The sequence below is a fragment of the Streptomyces sp. NPDC007346 genome (assembly GCF_040703535.1).
GTDB lineage: Bacteria > Actinomycetota > Actinomycetes > Streptomycetales > Streptomycetaceae > Streptomyces.
In genome coordinates this window covers 36,661-54,035 of the sequence record NZ_JBEYKR010000027.1, presented here as the reverse complement: position 1 = coordinate 54,035, position 17,375 = coordinate 36,661, and the positions used below count along the sequence as shown (strand labels likewise).

The 17,375-nt window shown below is 71.6% G+C and carries 15 protein-coding genes; 5 read left to right on the top strand and 10 right to left on the bottom strand.

Translation table 11 applies throughout. From position 1 onward, the window contains the following. The 3 genes from AB0917_RS10840 to AB0917_RS10830 form a co-directional block, all read right to left on the bottom strand. Positions 1–83: DUF3509 domain-containing protein (locus AB0917_RS10840; RefSeq protein WP_366819174.1), on the bottom strand; the 83-nt coding region annotated here is incomplete at its 3' end. 27 nt (positions 84–110) lie between these two features. Further along, the gene (locus AB0917_RS10835; protein WP_366819172.1) at positions 111–992 is read right to left on the bottom strand and encodes a hypothetical protein; all 882 of its coding nucleotides are present in this window, start codon (positions 990–992) and stop codon (positions 111–113) included. A 4-nt stretch (positions 993–996) separates the two neighbouring features. Continuing rightward, positions 997–1,608 (bottom strand): papain-like cysteine protease family protein, encoded by a 612-nt coding sequence (locus tag AB0917_RS10830; protein ID WP_366819171.1) that lies wholly within the window; start codon positions 1,606–1,608, stop codon positions 997–999. 227 nt (positions 1,609–1,835) lie between these two features. Here AB0917_RS10830 and AB0917_RS10825 point away from each other — a divergent pair, with 227 nt between their 5' ends. After that, a complete protein-coding gene (locus tag AB0917_RS10825) occupies positions 1,836–2,762 on the top strand; it encodes a hypothetical protein (protein WP_366819170.1) in 927 nt (308 codons plus the stop codon). Between the two features lie 21 nt (positions 2,763–2,783). Here AB0917_RS10825 and AB0917_RS10820 read toward each other — a convergent pair whose 3' ends face one another. Together AB0917_RS10820 and uvrA are read right to left on the bottom strand one after the other, a co-directional pair. Continuing rightward, on the bottom strand, positions 2,784–3,212 hold the full coding sequence (locus AB0917_RS10820; protein ID WP_366819169.1) for a Rieske (2Fe-2S) protein: 429 nt from the start codon (positions 3,210–3,212) through the stop codon (positions 2,784–2,786). Positions 3,213–3,451: 239 nt separating this feature from the next. Beyond that, positions 3,452–6,547 (bottom strand): excinuclease ABC subunit UvrA, encoded by a 3,096-nt coding sequence (uvrA, locus tag AB0917_RS10815; RefSeq protein ID WP_366819168.1) that lies wholly within the window; start codon positions 6,545–6,547, stop codon positions 3,452–3,454. 177 nt (positions 6,548–6,724) lie between these two features. Here uvrA and AB0917_RS10810 point away from each other — a divergent pair, with 177 nt between their 5' ends. Beyond that, positions 6,725–7,414 (top strand): maleylpyruvate isomerase family mycothiol-dependent enzyme, encoded by a 690-nt coding sequence (locus AB0917_RS10810; RefSeq protein WP_366819167.1) that lies wholly within the window; start codon positions 6,725–6,727, stop codon positions 7,412–7,414. A 77-nt stretch (positions 7,415–7,491) separates the two neighbouring features. Then, the gene (locus AB0917_RS10805; protein ID WP_366819166.1) at positions 7,492–8,148 is read left to right on the top strand and encodes an MBL fold metallo-hydrolase; all 657 of its coding nucleotides are present in this window, start codon (positions 7,492–7,494) and stop codon (positions 8,146–8,148) included. A 144-nt stretch (positions 8,149–8,292) separates the two neighbouring features. Here AB0917_RS10805 and AB0917_RS10800 read toward each other — a convergent pair whose 3' ends face one another. The 5 genes from AB0917_RS10800 to AB0917_RS10780 all read right to left on the bottom strand — a co-directional run bounded on the left by AB0917_RS10800 (position 8,293) and on the right by AB0917_RS10780 (position 15,372). Continuing rightward, positions 8,293–9,312: a TerC family protein gene (locus AB0917_RS10800; RefSeq protein WP_366819165.1), complete on the bottom strand. Its 1,020-nt coding sequence runs from the start codon at positions 9,310–9,312 to the stop codon at positions 8,293–8,295. Positions 9,313–9,554: 242 nt separating this feature from the next. After that, positions 9,555–11,612: a TerD family protein gene (locus AB0917_RS10795; RefSeq protein ID WP_366819164.1), complete on the bottom strand. Its 2,058-nt coding sequence runs from the start codon at positions 11,610–11,612 to the stop codon at positions 9,555–9,557. Positions 11,613–11,739: 127 nt separating this feature from the next. Beyond that, positions 11,740–12,318 carry a TerD family protein gene (locus tag AB0917_RS10790; RefSeq protein ID WP_096629140.1) on the bottom strand — a complete coding sequence of 193 codons (579 nt, stop codon included), beginning with the start codon at positions 12,316–12,318 and terminating at the stop codon, positions 11,740–11,742. 146 nt (positions 12,319–12,464) lie between these two features. After that, a complete protein-coding gene (uvrB, locus tag AB0917_RS10785; protein ID WP_366819163.1) occupies positions 12,465–14,594 on the bottom strand; it encodes an excinuclease ABC subunit UvrB in 2,130 nt (709 codons plus the stop codon). A 130-nt stretch (positions 14,595–14,724) separates the two neighbouring features. Continuing rightward, positions 14,725–15,372: an MHYT domain-containing protein gene (locus tag AB0917_RS10780; protein WP_366819162.1), complete on the bottom strand. Its 648-nt coding sequence runs from the start codon at positions 15,370–15,372 to the stop codon at positions 14,725–14,727. A gap of 232 nt (positions 15,373–15,604) precedes the next feature. Between AB0917_RS10780 and AB0917_RS10775 the strand changes: the two genes are divergently transcribed. Together AB0917_RS10775 and AB0917_RS10770 are read left to right on the top strand one after the other, a co-directional pair. Beyond that, positions 15,605–16,492, top strand: a complete 888-nt coding sequence (locus AB0917_RS10775) for a glycerophosphodiester phosphodiesterase family protein (RefSeq protein ID WP_366819161.1) — start codon at positions 15,605–15,607, stop codon at positions 16,490–16,492. 159 nt (positions 16,493–16,651) lie between these two features. Beyond that, the gene (locus AB0917_RS10770; RefSeq protein WP_366819160.1) at positions 16,652–17,206 is read left to right on the top strand and encodes a methylated-DNA--[protein]-cysteine S-methyltransferase; all 555 of its coding nucleotides are present in this window, start codon (positions 16,652–16,654) and stop codon (positions 17,204–17,206) included. Positions 17,207–17,375 lie beyond the last annotated feature (169 nt).

Here is a 17,375-nt window from a genome sequence, read left to right as displayed (position 1 = left end):
GGGCTGATCAGGCGCTTGGCCACCACGCCCTGATCGTCGGACAGGGTCAGCATGATGCTGCCATCGAGCCGCTCGATACTCAGGTTGACCCGGCCCCCGGAGCGCTCGGCTCAGGCGTCCGGCGCGGGGGTGCGCCGGGTGCGGCTCCGGCGGCGTACGGCGGCGGCCCCGCCGAGGGCCAGGGCGAGCAGGGCCCCGGCTCCGGCCATCGTGGAGACGGCGGTCAGGGCGGTGTCCGGGGTGCCCGCGCCCGCCGCGTCGGCGAGGACGGGGCCGGGGGCGGGCGCCGGGGCCTGGGCGGCGGGGGCCGCCTCGGGGCCGTAGCCTCCCGCCCGGCCGGACTTCGCGTACCCGGAGCCGGGCAGCTTGTCGCCGTACGCCTCCTTCACCCGCGCCCGGTAGGCGTCCAGCGTGGTGCCCCTGGCTCCCACGGCGGCCGTCGCGTCCTCGTCCAGCGGGAGCACCCGGGAGGCGTCGTGGACGTACCAGGCGTCGATCTGCGGTTCGCGGAACACGGTGCCGCCGGGGAGCTTGCGGGCCCCCTCGGCGGTGTAGTGGGCCTCGTCGTCGCCGGTGGCGATGTTCACCACCTGCCACTTCCCGCTCCCGCCGGCCCTGGGGACGGTCCACAGCGAGGCCTTCTGGCCGTCGGAGGAGACGGCGGTGGCGGCGAGGTAGTCCAGGGTGCTCGGCGCGGCCCCCGGCTTCCCGGCGACGAACGCGGCGGAGAGCGTGCGTACGGGGACGGTCCTCGTCTCGATGCGCGGGGCGGCGGCCGTACGCGCCACCGCTCCCTCCCGGGCGAAGAACCGGGACAGGGTCTCCAGGGTGGCCGGTGCGGAGGCCGCCTCGTGGGCGGCTTCGAGGGTGGCGGCGGTCGGCTTCGTCAGTGCGGCGTGGCCGTCGTCGGCGGTGGCCACGGGGGCGGCGGCGAGCAGGGCGGCGGCGGTGAGAGCGGTGGCGACGGCGAGGCGCCGGGTGGTCGTGGTCATGTCCTCACGCCCCGATCCGGTAGAGCGAGTGGGTCCAGGAGAACTGGTTGTTGTTCACGTACCAGGAGTGCGAGGCCCAGTTGTAGCGGTCGCTGGAGGGCCACGGGTCGCCCCAGTAGACCCAGCTGTTGGCGTCGTCGTAGCCGTAGATGACGTGCATGTGCCCGCCGCCGGACGACCACTGGATGCGGGTCTCGATGGGCCGCCGGGCCGCTATCTCGCTCTGGACGGTCGGGTAGCGCAGCCAGCCGGTGACGTAGCTGCCGGGCCGGACGCCGGTCCAGGACAGGCCGGTCTGGACGTTGCCGAGGGTGGCCTGCGAGTTGGGGCAGTCGTAGCCCTGGGAGCGGTTGAAGGCGGCGTTGCAGAACTGGTTCTGGGAGTAGGTGCGGCCGAACCAGGCGGCGATGGTGTTGCCGCCGGCCGCCCAGCACCAGTTGCTCTTCTGCTGGGCCTGCATGGTGATGTCGAGGCGCTGCGCGGCGGCGATGCCCACACCGCCGTCCTGGGACGGGGACTGGGCCGCGGTGGCGGTGGCCGCGGGGACGGCGAGGAGGGCGGCGGCCAGGAGGGCGGTGAACGACAGCCTTCGGGGCCGGATTCTTCGGTTACGCATGGCGTTCCTCCCAAGGCGGGGGGTGGGGATCGGAGGAGCGCGTCCGGACGCTGATGAGGAGCATCGACCGTTGTCCGGAGCAGGTCAACACGCTTCAATGCGGAGTGACATCGCGGTGTGAACGGCACGGCGCCCGTGTGAACGGAGCCGCCCCGGTCACCTGCTCCCCCGCATGCCCCGGGGGCGGTGTCCCCTCTCCCCCACGTGAACGTTCACCGGAGGCCCTCATGCGGCACACCGAGAGAGAACTGGACCGGGTGCTGCACACCGGCCCCTTCCATCTGGCCCTGCGCACCGCCCTGTCGGTGCGCGGGCTGCCGCTCCACCGGGTGCAGCACCATCTCGCGCACCGGGGCGTCAAGCTGGGGGTGACCAGCCTGAGTTACTGGCAGCAGGGCGTACGGCGCCCTCGCCGCCCGGAGTCGCTGCGGGCCGTCCGCGCGCTGGAGGACGTGCTCGCGCTGCCGGACGACTCGCTGCTGCGGCTGCTGCGGGGCGACGGTTCCGGCGGCGGCGGGGAGCGCCCGGCGGCGCGCTCGTACCGCTCGCTGCTGGAGTCCTCGGGGGCGGTGGAACGGCTGCTGGCGGGGATGGAGTCACCGGTGGACGGCGGGCTGCACACCGTGGACCACCAGGAGCGGGTGCGCATCGGTCCCCGGCGCGAGCTGGCGGGCCGCACCTCGCTCCATGTCGTACGGGCGCACCGGGACGGGATCGACCGCTATCTGGCGGTCCACCGGGGCGACGCCGGGTGCGACCCGTCGCGGATCGCGGTGCGGGCCGGGGAGAACTGCCGGACCGGGCGGGTGCGCTGGGACGCGGAGGCAGCGGTGCTCGTGGCGGAGCTGCTCTTCGACACGCGGCTGCGGTCGGGCGAGACGTACCTCTTCGGCTACGGCTTCGAGGACGGTACGGGCGGGCCCAGCGACGAGTACGTGCGGGGCTTCACCTTCGGCGGCGGGCAGTACGTGCTCCAGGTCGGCTTCGACGAGGCCGCGCTGCCGGTGCGGTGCCGCCGGTTCGAGCAGTCCTCGGCGGGGGCGGCGCGCGCCGCCCGCAGGGACCTCACGCTCACCGGGCGGCACCGGACGGTGCACGTGGTGGAGGAGGGGGTGCGGCGGGGGCTCGTCGGCATCGACTGGGACTGGGACTGACCCCCGGCGTCGGGCGGTGGGTCAGGCTCCCGGGCCCGCGACGAGCTTTCCGCCCTCGGCCGTGACCGGGACGGCGGGCAGCGGCACGGTGGCCGGGCCCTGGACGACCTTGCCGGTGGTCGTGTCGAAGCGGCTGCCGTGGCAGGCGCAGTGGCCCTCGGTGCCCTCGATCTTGGTCAGGACGCAGCCGCCGTGGGTGCACTGGGCGCTGAACGCCTTGTACTCGCCCTTCGCCGGGCAGCTGACGACGAGGCGCTGCTCGCGGTAGAGCTTGGCGCCGCCGACGGGCACCTCGGAGGCCTCGCCGAGGTCGACGGGGGCGGTGGGGGTGGGCTCCTTGGCGTGGCCGAGCTTGGATTCGGTCGAGCAGGCGGCCGCTCCCAGCCCGGCGACGCCGGCGAGCGCGGCGCCCTTCAGCACGGTACGGCGGGGGGCGGGCAGGCCGGGCATGCGGACTCCACGGGTCGTTGTTCGGGGCGGGGCGGGGTGGATCAAGTGGATCAGGTGGATCGGGGTGCGTCGGGTCACGCGGTCACCGGGCGGGCCGGGAGGCGGTGGAGGCCGTGGCCGCCGGTGACACAACCGACAATACCGGCGGCGGACCGACGGCCCGCGGCCGGGCCGGTCCCCCGCCGGTCCGCACACGGCTGTGGCCCCCTCCCGGGCGGGAGGGGGCCACAGCCGTCGGCTCACGCTTTGCGGGCGCGCGTCGCCTTCTTCGCGGCGGTGGCCTTGGTGGCGGTCGCCTTCTTGGCGGTCGCCGTGGCCTTCTTGACCGTGGCGGTGGCCTTGGTCGCCGTGGCCTTGGTGGCCGTCACCTTCTTGGCCGTGGCCTTGGTGCCGGTCGCCTTCTTCGGCGCCGCGGACTTCCTCGCCGTGGTGGTCCTGCGGGCGGCGGTCCTACGGGCCGGCCCCGAGGGCACCGCGGCCTCGCTGATCCGGTCCGCGTCCAGGATGCCCTGGAGGAACTTCCCGGTGTGGCTGGCGGGGACCGAGGCGACCTCCTCGGGCGTCCCCTCGGCGACGACCAGGCCGCCGCCGTTGCCGCCCTCGGGGCCCATGTCGATGACCCAGTCGGCGGTCTTGATGACGTCCAGGTTGTGCTCGATGACGATCACCGAGTTGCCCTTGTCGACCAGGCCGGAGAGGACCGTGATCAGCTTGCTGATGTCCTCGAAGTGGAGACCGGTGGTCGGCTCGTCCAGGACGTAGACCGTGCGGCCGGTGGAGCGCTTCTGGAGCTCGCTCGCCAGCTTGACGCGCTGCGCCTCACCGCCGGAGAGGGTCGGCGCGGACTGCCCGAGCCGGACGTAGCCGAGGCCGACGTCGTTCAGCGTACGCAGGTGGCGGGCGATGGCCGGGACGGCCTCGAAGAACTCCAGGCCCTCCTCGATCGGCATGTCCAGCACCTCGGCGATGGACTTGCCCTTGTAGTGGACCTCCAGGGTCTCCCGGTTGTAGCGCGCACCGTGGCAGACCTCGCACGGGACGTACACGTCGGGCAGGAAGTTCATCTCGATCTTGATCGTGCCGTCGCCGGAGCAGTTCTCGCAGCGGCCGCCCTTGACGTTGAAGGAGAAGCGGCCCGGCAGATAGCCGCGCACCTTCGCCTCCATCGTCTCGGCGAAGAGCCTGCGGACGTGGTCGAAGACCCCGGTGTACGTCGCCGGGTTGGACCGGGGCGTGCGGCCGATCGGCGACTGGTCGACGTGGACCACCTTGTCGACGAGGTCGTCGCCGTCGACCCGGGTGTGACGCCCGGGGACCGACTTGGCGCCGTTCAGCTCGCGCGCCAGGTGGGTGTAGAGGATGTCGTTGACCAGGGTCGACTTCCCGGACCCGGAGACTCCGGTGACGGCGGTGAGCACGCCGAGCGGGAAGGAGACGTCGATGTCGTGGAGGTTGTTCTCCCGGGCGCCGTGGACGGTGAGGCTGCGGGAGGGGTCGACCGGGCGGCGGACGTCCGGCGTCGGGATGGCCCGCTTGCCCGACAGATACTGGCCGGTGATCGACTCCTTGTTTACCAGCAGTTCCTTGAGCGAGCCGGAGTGGACGACCTCGCCGCCGTGCTCACCGGCGCCGGGGCCGATGTCCACGACCCAGTCGGCCACCTTGATGGTGTCCTCGTCGTGCTCGACGACGATGAGCGTGTTGCCCATGTCGCGGAGCCGGACCAGGGTCTCGATCAGGCGGTGGTTGTCGCGCTGGTGCAGCCCGATGGACGGCTCGTCCAGGACGTACAACACGCCGACCAGGCCGGAGCCGATCTGGGTGGCCAGCCGGATGCGCTGGGCCTCACCGCCGGAGAGGGTGCCGGCGGCGCGGTTGAGCGAGAGGTAGTCCAGGCCGACGTCGACCAGGAACTTCAGCCGCTCGTTGACCTCCTTGAGGACCCGCTCGGCGATCTTCTTGTCGCGCGCGTTCAGCTTGAGGCGGCCGAGGAACTCGGCGCACTCACTGATGGACATCGCGGAGACCTCGGCGATGGACTTCTCCATCACCGTCACCGCGAGGACGATCGGCTTGAGCCGGGTGCCCTCACAGGTGGGGCAGGGCACCTCGCGCATGTAGCCCTCGAACCGCTCCCGGCTGGAGTCGCTCTCGGCCTCGGTGTGGCGCCGCTTGACGAACTGGACCGCGCCTTCGAAGGCGGGCGTGGTGTAGGCGCGCTCGCGCCCGTAGCGGTTGCGGTAGCGGACCTCGGTCTGGATCTTGTGGCCGTACAGCAGGGCCTTCTTGGCCCGCTGCGGCAGTCCGGCCCAGGGGATGTCCGTGCGGAAGCCGAGCGCCTCGGAGAGCGCGCCGATCAGCCGGCCGAAGTATTCCTTGGTGTGCCCGTGCGACCAGGGGTGGATCGCCCCCTCGTCGAGCGACTTCTCCTCGTCCGGGACGATCAGCTCCGGGTCGACCTCCATGCGCGTACCGATGCCCGTGCAGTCGGGGCAGGCGCCGAAGGGCGAGTTGAAGGAGAAGGAGCGCGGCTCCAGCTCCTCGAAGGAGAGGTCGTCGTACGCGCAGTAGAGGTGCTCCGAATACATCCGCTCGCGCTCGGGGTCGTCCTCGGGGAGGTCGACGAAGTCGAGGACGACCATGCCGCCGGAGAGGCCCAGCGCGGTCTCGACCGAGTCGGTGAGCCGGCGCTTGGCGCTGTCCTTGACGGTGAGGCGGTCGATGACCACCTCGATGGTGTGCTTCTCCTGCTTCTTGAGCGTGGGCGGCTCGGAGAGCTGGATGGTGGTGCCGTCGACCCTGGCCCGGCTGTACCCCTTGGTCTGGAGGTCGGCGAAGAGGTCGACGAACTCGCCCTTGCGCTCGCGCACCAGCGGCGAGAGCACCTGGAAGCGGCTGCCCTCGGGCAGGCCCAGGACCTTGTCCACGATGGCCTGCGGCGACTGGCGGGCGATGGGGCGCCCGCACTCGGGACAGTGGGGCTTGCCGATCCGGGCGAAGAGCAGCCGGAGGTAGTCGTAGACCTCCGTGATGGTGCCGACCGTCGAGCGCGGGTTGCGCGAGGTCGACTTCTGGTCGATGGAGACAGCGGGGGAGAGACCCTCGATGAAGTCGACGTCCGGCTTGTCCATCTGGCCGAGGAACTGCCGGGCGTACGAGGAGAGGGACTCCACATAGCGCCGCTGGCCCTCGGCGAAGATCGTGTCGAACGCGAGGGACGACTTGCCCGACCCGGAGAGCCCGGTGAAGACGATGAGGGAGTCACGGGGGAGATCGAGCGAGACGTTCTTCAGGTTGTGCTCGCGCGCGCCACGGACGATGAGACGGTCGGCCACGCCGGTCCGCACCTTTCTAGAGAGAAACGGGGGAACTCAGCCCCCGTTCCAGGTTATGGGGGGCGCCACAGCGATGTGGGAAGCTTTGTCTCCTCCGAGCGTATAGCACGCACATTCGATTTACGGACGCCCTTGGGCACCTTCACCCGAATGGGTGGCGGAGCTAGGCTCGGCCGCATGATTGATCACGCGCACGACCTGGGAGCTGTACGCGAAGCGACCGATCGGCTGCTCAGCGAAGCGGGTAAGTGGGACAACGCCGCACTCGCCGAGCCGTCACGGCTGCCCGGATGGAGTCGGGGCCATGTTCTGGCCCACCTGTCACGTAACGCCGACGCGCTCGGAAATGTTCTCCGGGGTCTCCCGATGTACGCGAGCAGCGAAACCAGGGACGCCGACATCGAGGCCGGCGCCCCGCGCCCCCTGGCCGAGCAGCTGGCCGACTTCGAGGAGAGCGCGGACCGCTTCCGGGCGGCGGCCGCCGAACCGGCCGACTGGTCCCGTACGGTCACCCTCCGCAACGGCGTGACGGACTCCGCTTCCCGGGTCCCCTTCCGCCGGCTGATCGAGCTGGAGATCCACCACGTCGACCTGGACGTCGGCTACGAGCTGGAGGATCTGCCGGAGGCGTTCACGGAGCGGGAGATCGCCTTCCTCACCGACCGCTTCACCGGCCACCTGGCCGTCCCCGCCACCACGGTGACCGCCGAGGACGGCCGCACCTGGACCACGGGCGGCGGGGCGGACGGGCCCGCCGTGTCGGTACGGGGGACGGCCGCCGGTCTCCTGGGCTGGCTGGCCGGCCGCCGCGACGGCTCCGCCCTGACCGTGACCGGGGGCGCACTGCCCGCGCTGCCTCCGCTGTAGGCGGGTTCCCGCCGGGGCCGGTGCGGCTCCTCCAGGACACCGTCCGGTCCCGGCGGCGACGGATTAGGGTGAGCCGCATGACGTACAGCGGAGCGGTGAAGGTCGGCGGACCGGCGAGCGTGCACGAACTGACGGATCTGATGATCTCCAAGGTCGCCGTCGGCGCCATGGACAACAACGCCTATCTACTGCGCTGCCGGGCCACCGGCGAGCAGCTCCTGATCGACGCGGCGGCCGAGCCGGCGACCCTGCTGGCGCTGATCGGTGACGACGGCATCGCGTCCGTCGTCACCACCCACCGCCACGGCGACCACTGGCAGGCGCTGGCCGAGGTGGTGGCGGCCACCGGCGCCACCACGTACGCGGGCCGGTACGACGCCGAGGGCATCCCCCTCGCCACGGACGTGCCCGTGGAGGACGGCGACACGGTCACGGTGGGCCGGGTGGAGCTGACCGCCCGCCACCTGACCGGCCACACGCCCGGCTCGATCGCCCTGGTCTACGACGACCCGCACGGGGCCCCGCACCTGTTCACCGGGGACTGCCTCTTCCCCGGCGGGGTCGGCAACACGCACGACGACCCCGAGGCGTTCGCGAGCCTGCTGCACGACGTCGAGACGAAGCTGTTCGACCAACTGCCGGACGAGACCTGGGTCTACCCGGGCCACGGCGACGACACGACCCTCGGCGACGAACGTCCCCACCTGCCCGAGTGGCGCGCCCGGGGCTGGTAGGCGGACCGGAGCGGTGGCCCGGGGGCTGTGTCTGACCGCGGGCCTCTGATGGGGGCGTACGCACAGCGGCCGGGACGGACGGCTCTCGCCGTTCCGTCCCGGCCGCTGCCGGTGGGTCCCTGTGCCGCCCCCGGCGGCCCGGGGTCAGCTGCTGACGCTCTCGGTCTCCTCGTCGGCCACACCGGCGCTCTTCGCCTTGGCGGCCGCCTCGGCCTCGGCCGTCTCCTGCTTCTTGTTGGCGATCAGGCTGGTGATCGTGGTGACCACCAGGACGCCGCAGATGACGGTGAGGGAGAACGGGATGGAGATCTCGGGCACGTGCACCCCGGACTCGTGCAGGGCGTGCAGCACCAGCTTGACGCCGATGAAGCCGAGGATCACCGACAGGCCGTAGCTGAGGTGGACCAGCTTCTTCAGCAGGCCGCCGATGAGGAAGTACAGCTGGCGCAGGCCCATCAGCGCGAACGCGTTGGCCGTGAAGACGATGTACGGGTCCTGGGTCAGGCCGAAGATGGCCGGGATCGAGTCCAGCGCGAACAGGACGTCGGTGGTGCCGATGGCGAGCATGACCACCATGAGCGGGGTCAGGACGCGCTTGCCGTTGCGCTGGATGAAGAGCTTCGTGCCGTGGTACCGGTCGGCGACGCCGAAGCGCTGCTCGATCTTCTTGAGGAGACGGTTCTCCTCGAACTCCTCTTCCTCCTCGCCGGCCCGCGCCTCCTGGATGAGCTTCCAGGCGGTGTAGATCAGGAACGCGCCGAAGATGTAGAACACCCACGAGAAGTTCGCGATCACGGCGGCACCGGCGGCGATGAAGATCGCCCGGAGCACCAGGGCGATCAGCACACCGATGAGCAGCACCCGCTGCTGGAGGTGGGAGGGCACCGAGAACTTCGCCATGATCAGGACGAAGACGAAGAGGTTGTCGACGCTCAGCGACTTCTCGGTGATGAAGCCCGCGAAGAACTCGCCGGACGCCTGGCTGTTGCCGAAGACCAGCAGGCCGAGTCCGAAGAGGATGGCCAGCGCGATCCAGACGACCGTCCAGATTCCCGCTTCCTTGGTCGACACGTCATGGGGCTTGCGCCCGATGAAGAAGTCGACGGCGATCAAGGCTGACAGACCAAAGATGGTCAGGGCCCAAAGGGTCCATGAAACGTCCACTGCGCCTCCGGCAGTTCGCTACGGCAACTGATCAGCGTCGTCGCTGCCGGAGGTCTCTTCCACCCTGGCGCACGGGATGCGCGCCGGGCCGACGCCCCGGGACCGGTCACGGTCCGTACTGACGGGAACGTCGCGTAAGGAGTACTCCCCTCCGTGGGCCGAACAGTACAGGCATGACCAAGAAAAGGTAAAGAAAAGAGTAAAGAGCCTATCAAAAGGGCAGTTCAGAGCCGATTCGAAGCTCAGCGGCCGGCAGCTTTACGGGCGGCTGTGACCGCCGCGAGAACCTGCTCCAGGACGCGGCTTCCCGGCGGTGTCACCGGCGGCTCATACGTCCAGGCGTGACCGACCCAGGGGTCGGCGAGGTGGTTGTCCGCGACCGGTGTGATGCGCAGCAGCGAACGCCACAGGGGGTCGAGCACCGGTCCGTACTCACGGGCGTCCTCGCGGTCCGCGACCATCAGCAGGTGCACGCCGACCGAGGGGCCCTCGTCGGCGAGGTAACGGAGCTGGGTGACGGCCCGGTCGTCGAAGCCGTGCGGGAAGTCGTTGACCACCAGGAGCTGCTCGCCGGTGTCCAGGTCGGCCGGGAGCGAGTCGGCCGCGCCGGCCCGGACCGCCATCTGCACCAGGTCCACGCGCCGGGTGAGATGGGCGAGGACCGAGGCCACTCCCTGGGGCCCGGCGGCCGGCGGTCCGGCGAGGACGCCCGCGTCGACCAGCGGCGCGAGTGGTCCCGCCGCCGCGCCCGCCGGGTCGATGACGTGCACCGAGAACTCGCCGGGCGGGTAGACCGCGAGCAGCCGGGCGGCGTGCAGGACGGCGGTCTCCATCGCGAGGCGGCGCAGCCGGTCGCTGTCCACCAGGGTGGCGGCCTCGGAGGCCGTGCGCCCGCTGTCCACCCACATCCCCCGTTCCAGCGGCAGCCGGACCAGCAGCGGGATGCGCAGCTCGGTGCGCTCGGGCAGATGGAGGTCGCCCAGGCGCAGGGCCATCGGCAGCTCCATCGGGATGCGGTGGGCGTGCCAGACGGGGTTGTCCCAGCCCGCGTACGCGGCGGGGAGCGCGGGCTCGACGACGGCGGCTTCGGCGGCCAGCTGGGCGAGGTCGCGGTCGAGGACCTCGCGGGCCCGTGCGATCAGCTCGTCGCGCTTGGCGCGGGCCTCCTCGCGGGCGCGGTCGCCCGCACCGCCGATCCGGTTGCGCGGGTCGGACAGAGACCGGTCGAGCTCCTGGCCCATGCGGGACTCGGCGAAGTCCACGGCGCTGCGGTAGGCCGCAGCGGCCCGTGCCAGGTCCTCGAACATGCCCCAGATCTGGTTGTAGAGCCGCTCGTCCATCGACCAGCCGGTCGCGTCCCCGGCGACCGGCTGCGCGGCCTGTCCGGGCTGGGCGGGCGGCTCGGCGGGCGGCGGCGGGGGCGGAGCCGCGTGCTGTCGGCGGGGGTGCGCGTAGTTGATGGGGCCACCGGGGGCGGGAGTGGGCGTGGGCGTGGAAGCCGCATCAGGGGTGGAAGCCGCGCCGGGGGCGGTGCCGGGGGTGGCGCCGCCGGAGGTGGCGCCGGGGCCGGTCGGCGGGGGTGTGGGGGTGGCCGTCGAGGGTTGTGCGGGCGTGGCGGTGTGGCCGGGCGTGGTCGGTGGGTGCGCGGCCGTCGGACCGGTCGGTGGGGGCGTGGCCGTCGGTCCGGAGGCATGGCGTACGCGGTCGCCTTCGGGGGTGCGGGGCGGTGGCGGGGCCACGGAGCGGGCCAGGGACCGGGCGACCGCCTCCTGGATGGACGCGGCCAGCTCGGCCGCACCGGCCAGGCCCTGGTCGGTGAGCATCTCGGCCAGCCCGGCCGCGTACCCCTGTCCGACGGCCCGGACCTTCCAGGCGCCCTGGCGTCGGTAGAGCTCCAGGGCACTGATCGCCGACTCGGCGTCCAGGCCGGTGAGCGTGAAAGTGGCGATCTCGGTGCCGTCGAGCCCGGTGACGGCGACGAAGGGCGCGGCGGTGGCGCCGAACCTGGCCGGGCCGCCGACGCCCACCGGGAGGGCGAGCAGCACGGTGACGCGGTGCGCCTCGGCGGGCAGGGCCTCCAGGTCGACGGCGAGGCGGTGGGCGGCCGCGGCCTGCTGGGAGACCTCCAGCCCGGGGAGCCGGTGCGCGCCGGGGTGGGCGACCCACTCGACGCCGCGCACGGTGCCGTTCTCGTCGCCGAGGGTGGCGCCGGCCACGACGGGTGAACCCGCCGATATCCGGATCTCCAGACGGGTCCGGGACAAGGCGTGGTTCTGCCCCCGGACCAGTTCGGCCGTCATTGCGCTTGTTCCCCCTGGACGATGTGTGCGATGGGTGCTGCGCCGGTCCCGGCGCGGTGCAGCTCCCGGAGGCGGGTGCCCCCGGGAGCTGCACGTGCCGGTGCCGGCCTGGTCCGGTCCGGTCCGCCTACAGGTGCGGCAGGATGGACGGCATCAGGTCCTGGAACGTGCGGCCGTTGGCCGGGTTCCCCAGGGCCGTCATCTGCCATCCGCTGCCCGCGCGGTGCACCTTCGCCATGATCTGGGCGGTGTACTGGCCGCCGCCGTCCAGCGTGTACCGGGCGAGCTCCTGGCCGTTGGTCTCGTCGACGATGCGGCAGAAGGCGTTCTGGACCTCCTGGAACGTCTGTCCGGTGAAGGAGTTCACCGTGAAGACGATCTGGTCGATGTGGACCGGGACGCGCTGGAGATCGACGAGGATCGCCTCGTCGTCGCCGCCGGAGCCGGCGCCGCCGACCAGGTTGTCACCGGTGTGCTTGACCGAGCCGTCGTCGCTGACGAGGTGACGGAAGAACACGACGTCGACCGGCTGCTTGTCGGCGAAGAGCACCGCAGAGGCGTCCAGGTCGATCTCCCGGGTGCGCGAGCCGAACAGACCGCGGCGCGGAGCCGCCTGCCAGCCGAGCCCCATCCGTACCGCGGTCAGGGTCCCCCCGTCGCTCTTCTGCAGGCTGATGGCCTGACCCTTGGTCATATTGACCGTCACGCGCTGTCCCCTCTCGGCATTGCCCCGCAACCGTACGTGTGCGGTTTCCCCGCACCCTACGCATTCCCCCGGGGACGGCAGCAGGCTCGGTCCGCTTTTGTGTCGTTCTTGCAACACACCGGGCGCGGCACGCCCGGTGTGCCGGGTCAGGCGAGGCCCGCCTCCTTCATCTGGCGCAGCTCCTTCTTCAACTCGCCCACCTCGTCGCGGAGCCGGGCGGCCACCTCGAACTGCAGGTCGGCGGCGGCGGCCCGCATGCGATCGGTCATCTCCTCGATGATCCCGGCCAGTTCGGTCGCGGGGCGGTCGCTGACCACCGCGCCGGGCGACGCCCCCTTGCTCTTCGCACCGGTCTTGGCGGCCTTCGCACCGAGCGTCGGCACCGGGGCCTTGGCCTCCTTGCCCTGCCGGTAGCCGGTGCCCAGGAGCTGCTCGGTGTCGACCTCCTCGCGGTGGATGGTCGCGACGATGTCGTTGATCTTCTTGCGCAGCGGCTGGGGATCGATGCCGCGCTCGGTGTTGTAGGCGATCTGCTTCTCGCGGCGGCGGTTCGTCTCGTCGATGGCCTGCGCCATCGCCGGGGTGACCTTGTCCGCGTACATATGGACCTGGCCGGAGACGTTACGGGCGGCGCGTCCGATGGTCTGGATGAGGGAGGTGCCCGAGCGCAGGAAGCCCTGCTTGTCGGCGTCGAGGATGGCCACGAGGGACACCTCGGGGAGGTCGAGGCCCTCACGCAGCAGGTTGATGCCGACCAGGACGTCGTACTCGCCGGAGCGCAGCTCGCGCAGCAGCTCGATGCGGCGCAGGGTGTCGACGTCGCTGTGCAGATACCTGACCTGGATGCCGAGCTCCAGGAAGTAGTCGGTGAGGTCCTCCGACATCTTCTTGGTGAGCGTGGTGACCAGGACCCTCTCGTCGCGCTCGGTGCGCTTGCGGATCTCGTGCACCAGGTCGTCGATCTGGCCCTCGGTGGGCTTGACGACGATCTCGGGGTCGACCAGTCCGGTGGGGCGGATGATCTGCTCGACGAAGCCGTCGCCGCGCGAGAGCTCGTACTTGCCCGGGGTGGCGGAGAGGTAGACCGTCTGGTCGATCCGCTTCAGGAACTCCTCCCACTTCAGCGGGCGGTTGTCCATGGCGGACGGCAGCCGGAAGCCGTGGTCGACCAGGGTCCGCTTGCGGGAGGCGTCGCCCTCGTACATCGCGCCGATCTGCGGCACGGTGACGTGCGACTCGTCGAGGACGAGCAGGAAGTCCTCGGGGAAGTAGTCGAGGAGGGTGTTGGGGGCGGTGCCGGGGGCGCGCTCGTCGAAGTGCATCGAGTAGTTCTCGACGCCGGAGCAGCTGCCGATCTGGTGGAGCATCTCGATGTCGTACGTGGTGCGCATGCGCAGCCGCTGGGCCTCCAGCATCTTGCCCTGCTTCTCCAGCTCGGCCAGGCGCTCCTGAAGCTCCTGCTCGATGCCGCGGACGGCCCTCTCCAGCCGCTCGGGTCCCGCGACGTAGTGGCTGGCGGGGAAGACGTACAGCGACTGGTCCTCGCTGATGACCTCGCCGGTCAGCGGGTGCAGGGTGGAGAGGGCCTCGATCTCGTCGCCGAACATCTCGATGCGGACGGCGAGCTCCTCGTAGACCGGGAAGATCTCGACGGTGTCGCCCCGGACCCGGAAGGTGCCGCGGGTGAACGCGAGGTCGTTGCGCGTGTACTGCATCTCCACGAACCGGCGCAGCAGCTGGTCGCGGTCGGTCTCCTCGCCGACCTTGAGCTGGACCATGCGGTCCACGTACTCCTGGGGCGTGCCGAGGCCGTAGATGCAGGAGACGGAGGCGACCACGACCACGTCGCGCCGGGTGAGCAGCGAGTTCGTCGCCGAGTGGCGCAGCCGCTCGACCTCCTCGTTGATGGAGGAGTCCTTCTCGATGTAGGTGTCCGACTGCGGGACGTACGCCTCGGGCTGGTAGTAGTCGTAGTACGAGACGAAATACTCCACCGCGTTGTTCGGCAGGAGCTCGCGGAACTCGTTGGCCAGCTGGGCGGCGAGCGTCTTGTTCGGCGCCATCACCAGGGTGGGGCGCTGCAGCTTCTCGATCATCCAGGCGGTGGTCGCCGACTTGCCGGTGCCGGTCGCGCCGAGCAGGACGACATCCTTCTCACCTGCGCGGATACGCCGCTCCAGCTCGGCGATGGCCGCCGGCTGGTCGCCGCTGGGCTGGTAGGGACTGACGACCTCGAAGGGCGCCACCGAACGTTCGATCTTGGAAACGGGCCGCATGCAACCACCGTACGGCCCCCCACTGACAACGGCCTCGGATAGGCGCCACGCGCACCGCCCCTGCCCTCGCGCCCGTGGTCTCGCCGCCCGTCCCTCGTCCCGGTGGCCCTGCGCGGGCGCGGCGGAAGCGTCAGTCCGGTGGGAGGCCGTCCGCGGCGGGACCGGACACGGCGGGGTGCAGGTGCACGTCGAGCGCGGCCATGCCGGTGTAGTGCATCCCGGTCACCGCGAGGGCCATCATGACGCCCGCGCCCAGGCCGGAGAGGAGGACGCGGGCGGAGAGGGAGGCCCTCAGCGCCGCCGTGGCGGCGGCCGCGGCGATCAGGACCGAGAGGACGACGAGGGGGGTCTCGTACGTGAAGTGCCCCCGGAAGCGGATGCCCGCCATGCCGAGGTAGTGCGTGGAGGCGATGCCGAGGCCGGTGAGGGCGCCGCCGGTGATCAACGCCATGCGGGTCGCGCCCCGGTACCCGACGATGAAGAGGCCGACGCCGGCCATCACGACGGCCACGGCCAGGCCGGCGAGGATGTAGGGCCTGTCGTGGGAGAGCGGTGCCTCCTGGACGGTGAAGCCCCTCATCGCCACGTAGTGCATGGTCCAGATCCCGGAGCCGATGAACAGCGCACCGAGCGCCAGCCGGCCCGTCCCGAAGGAGCGTTCCGTGGGCCGGGACCTGACGGTGAGGCGGAGGCCGAGAGCGGCCCCCAGACAGGCCACGAGGAAGGCCAGGACCGGCATCACCGGGCCATGGGTGAATCCGTCAACCGTTCCCTGCACGCCGGCACGCCCTTCGAGAAAGCCCGGGTTCGAGGGGGGTCCCCAGGGCCCGACAGGCATATGTAGGGAACACATTTTATCGGTACACGGCCGTGCTCCTGGCCCCGTCCGTCCTCCCGGCCGCTCCGGTGGCACGGATCGCGTTCACTCCGCGGCCATCGCCGCACCGCCCGGTGTTGGCGGACCGCTGCCAGTCTCGTCGTGTCCGCACACTCCGATACGAGGGGTCCCCGTGTCCGTACGCACCGCAACCGCATCGACCGCCGCCGCGGCCCTGCTCGGCGCCGCCGCCCTGCTGCCCCCCGCCCAGCCGCGGGCGACGGACGCCCGGACCCCGGACCGGCAGGCGAGCCCGGTCGTCGTGGCCCACCGGGGCGCGTCGGGGTACGCGCCGGAGAACACGCTCGCCGCCGTGGACGCCGCGAAGGCGCTCGGCGTCGACTGGGTGGAGAACGACGTCCAGCGCACCAGGGACGGTGTGCTGGTCGTGCTGCACGACACCGACCTGAAGCGCACGACGAACGTCGAGGAGGTGTTCCCCGGCCGTGCGCCGTGGGCGGTCAAGGACTTCACCGCCGCCGAGATCGCCCGGCTGGACGCCGGCAGCTGGTTCGGGGCGCGGTTCGCGGGGGCCCGGGTGCCGACGCTCACCCAGTTCGTGAACCGCCTGGAACGCAACCGGCAGAAGCTGCTCCTGGAGATCAAGAGCCCGGCGACCTACCCGGGCATCGAGCAGGACATCCTGCGCGTGCTGGGCAAGGAGGGGTGGCTGGACCGCTCCCACGTGCGGGACCGGCTGGCCATCCAGAGCTTCGGCGCCGACAGCATCAAGAAGGTGCACGCCCTGCGCCCCGACGTCACCACCGGCTTCCTGGGCACCCCCGCGGTGGCCGACCTTCCCGCGTACGCGGCGTTCACCGACCAGATCAACCCCTCGTACGCGACGATCGGCGCCGACTACGTGGCGGCCGTACAGCGGCTCAAGGGCCCGCACGGCAAGCGGCTGCGGGTGAACACCTGGACGGTCGACGACGCGGCGGACGCGGCGAAGGCCCGCGCGTACGGCGTCGACGGCATCATCACCAACTTCCCGGACGTGATCCGGGACACCACGGGCTGAGGCGGTGGGGGGAGCGTTCTTCCGCTGGTGGGCGGGGCGGGCGCGGCGGGGTGGACTTGCTGACTCTTCCGCCGGTGGACCTGTCGTTGTCGCCGGTGGGCTGTCGGCCTGTCCGCCGGTGGGCCCTCGTTGTCAGTGGCCGGTCGTACCGTGGACGGCATGAACAGCTACGGGTCCGGAGAGCCGGCCGTCGAGTGGTCCGTCGTGGAGAGCGCCATCGGACCGCTGCTGCTCGCCGCGACCTCCGCCGGTCTGGTGAGCGTCGCCTTCCATGCCCGCCCCGACGTGCGGGACGCGGCACTCGCCCAGCTGCGCACGCGGCTCGGCGCGGAGCCGGTGGAGGCACCCGGCTCCGCGCGGCTCGCCGAGCCGATACGCCGGCTCGCGGCGTACTTCGCGGGCGAGCGGCAGGACTTCGGCCTTGAGCTGGACTGGTCGATGACGGCCGGCTTCCACCGCGAAGTGCTCCGCGAGCTGGAGTCCGGGGTGCCGTACGGGACGGTCGTCGGGTACGGGGAGCTGGCCGCGCGGGTCGGCCGGCCGGAGGGGGCCCAGGCGGTGGGGGCCGCCATGGGGGCCAATCCCCTGCCGGTGGTGGTGCCCTGCCACCGGGTGGTGGAGAGCGACGGCGGCCTCGGGGGGTTCGGGGGCGGGCTGGAGACGAAGCGGCAGTTGCTGGCGCTGGAGGGGGTGCTTCCGCAGCCGTTGTTCTAGGGCGACCGCTGGTGCGGAGCGGTCGCCGCTGCTCCGGGGAGGTCCGTGTTCCGGGGAGACCGGTGTTCCGGGAGCGCGGGGCCGCGCTGTGCTGGGAGCGTCCTGGGAGCGCTGTGCGCTGTATCGCGGCAGGCTGCCGAAGCGCGCGATCCCGGACGTCCGGCGGCCG